This window comes from Novosphingobium sp., from assembly GCF_032093395.1.
GTDB lineage: Bacteria > Pseudomonadota > Alphaproteobacteria > Sphingomonadales > Sphingomonadaceae > Novosphingobium.
In genome coordinates, this window is record NZ_DAMDBA010000166.1 from 1 (window position 1) to 2,284 (window position 2,284).

A 2,284-nucleotide genomic window follows, 5' to 3' on the forward strand; every position below is an offset into this window, starting at 1 on the left:
ATAGCTGCAAGGAACTGCTCTACTGGACGCGCCTGCCGCAGGAACTGGCGCGGCGGGGCATCTCCACCCTCTGCGTCGACCAGCCCGGATCCGGCGAGGCTTTGCGGCTCCAGGGCCTTCCCGTCGATCCGCACTCAGAAAGCTGGGCAAGCAAGGCGGTGGACTGGCTGGAGCAGCAGCCGGAGGTTGACCCCAAGCGCATCGGCATGACCGGCATCTCGCTCGGCGGCCACTTCGCGCCGCGCGCGGTGGCCTATGAGCCGCGCTTTGCGAGTGGCGCGGTCTGGGGGGCCAACCACAACTGGCGCGAGGTGCAGGACAAGCGCATGGCGCGCGAGGGCGAGAACCCGGTCCCGCATTACTGGGCGCACGTCCACTGGGCCTTCGGCGCGAAGGACCAGGACGATTTCCTCGCGCGGTCCGAGGCGATGAACCTCAACGGCCATATGGACCGCATCCAGGTGCCGTTCCTCGTCACCCACGGCGCCGAGGATCGCCAGATCAGCGTGGACTATGCCGCCGATCTCTACGACCAGCTCGTCAACTCGCCGCGCCGCGAGAAGGTGATCTTCACGCCCCGCGAAGGCGGCGTCGAACATGTCGGCGCCGATAACATGGCTTACGGCCGCGATCTCATCAGCGACTGGTTCGCCGAAACGCTGGGCGGAGAAACCGCATGACGCCCCATTCTTCCCGTCGCCGCTTCGTCGATCTTTCGATCACGCTGTGCAACGACGTGGTCAGCGATCCGCCGTTCCTCAAGCCCGAGATCACCTACCAGACCCATGCGGAGACGGTGGGCGAGCTGGACATGTTCTTTCCGGGGGTTACCGCCGAGGACACCCCGGACGGCGCCGGTTTCGCGGCTGCGGAATGGGTGCGGCTGACCACGCATAACGGCACGCACCTCGATGCGCCCTATCACTATCACCCGACGATGGACGCGAAGGACGGGGAGCCGAAGCGCGCGATCACCATCGACGAAGTGCCGCTGGAATGGTGCTTCCAGCCCGGCGTGAAGCTGGATTTCCGCCACTTTCCCGATGGCTACGTGGTGACGGCAAGGGACGTCGAGGACGAACTGGCACGCATCGGCCATGACCTGCAGCCGCTCGACATCGTGCTCGTCAACACGGCGGCGGGCAAGGCGCTGGGCGAGCCGAACTACGTCAATCGCGGCTGCGGCATGGGCTACGAGGCGACCATGTACCTTACCGAGCGCGGTGTGCGCGTGACCGGCACCGATGCCTGGTCGTGGGACGCGCCGTTCAGCTACACGGCCGAGAAGGTCAAGGAAACCGGCGACACCTCGCTGATCTGGGAAGGTCACAAGGCGGGCCGGGACATCGGCTATTGCCACCTCGAAAAGCTGCACAACCTGGAAGTGCTGCCCGGCCACGGTTTCACCGTCAGCTGCTTCCCGCACAAGATCAAGGGCGCTTCCGCGGGCTGGACCCGCGCCGTCGCGATCTTCGAGGACTGATCCGATGCGCCTTGCCACGTTGGAAAACGGTCGTCCGGATGGGGCGCTGGTCGTCGTTTCGGCAGACGGCACCCGCTACCTCGCAAGCGCGGGGCAGACGCTGCTCTCGGCCATGGAGGATTGGCAGGCCGTCGCGCCCGGTCTGCTGCGGCTTGCGGCGCGGCTCGAAGCCGGCGCGGGCGGGCGGCTCGATCCCGCGCGGTTGCGCGCACCCTTGCCGCGTACCTGGCAATGGCTCGACGGTTCGGCCTTCGGCACCCACGGCCAGCTCATGCAGATCGCCTTCGGCCTGCCGCCGGTCGATAGCGATCGACCGCTGATGTACCAGGGGCTGTCCGATCGCTTTTACGGTCCCGCCGATCCGGTGCCCTTTGCCGACCCGGCCCACGGCATCGACTTCGAGGGCGAGTTCGGCGTCGTCGTCGATCATGTGCCGATGGGCACCCCGGCCGCCGAAGCGCTGAAGCACGTCCGGCTGGTCGTGCAGATCAACGACTGGTCGCTGCGCACGATCGCGCCGATCGAGATGAAGACCGGGTTCGGCTGGATCCAGGCCAAGCCGCCCTGTTCGATGGCACCGTTCGCGGTCACGCCCGAAGCGCTGGGCGATGCCTGGCGCGATGGGCGGGTCTGCATGGATCTCGTGATAGACCTCAACGGCAAGCGGTTCGGCGCGGCGAGCGGGGCGGCGATGGACGTCGGCTTCCATGACCTGATCGCCCACGCCGCACTGACCCGCGACCTCGTGGCCGGAACGATCATAGGCTCGGGCACCGTCTCCAACGCGAACTATGCGCAAGT

General features: G+C 66.9%; 3 protein-coding genes. All 3 read left to right on the forward strand.

Going from position 1 to position 2,284, the window contains the following annotated elements:
• Positions 1 to 680: alpha/beta fold hydrolase (locus RT424_RS24340; protein ID WP_313443465.1), on the forward strand; the 680-nt coding region annotated here is incomplete at its 5' end.
• On the forward strand, positions 677 to 1,483 hold the full coding sequence (locus tag RT424_RS24345) for a cyclase family protein (RefSeq protein WP_313443467.1): 807 nt from the start codon (positions 677 to 679) through the stop codon (positions 1,481 to 1,483). The genes RT424_RS24340 and RT424_RS24345, both read left to right, overlap by 4 nt.
• A 4-nt stretch (positions 1,484 to 1,487) precedes the next feature.
• The coding region (locus RT424_RS24350; protein ID WP_313443469.1) for a fumarylacetoacetate hydrolase family protein at positions 1,488 to 2,284 on the forward strand (797 nt) is incomplete at its 3' end.

Bases quoted from the DNA above. Each gene is read 5' to 3' on its own strand.
- RT424_RS24345 (WP_313443467.1), top strand. From the start codon at position 677: ATGACGCCCCATTCTTCCCGTCGCCGCTTCGTCGATCTTTCGATCACG.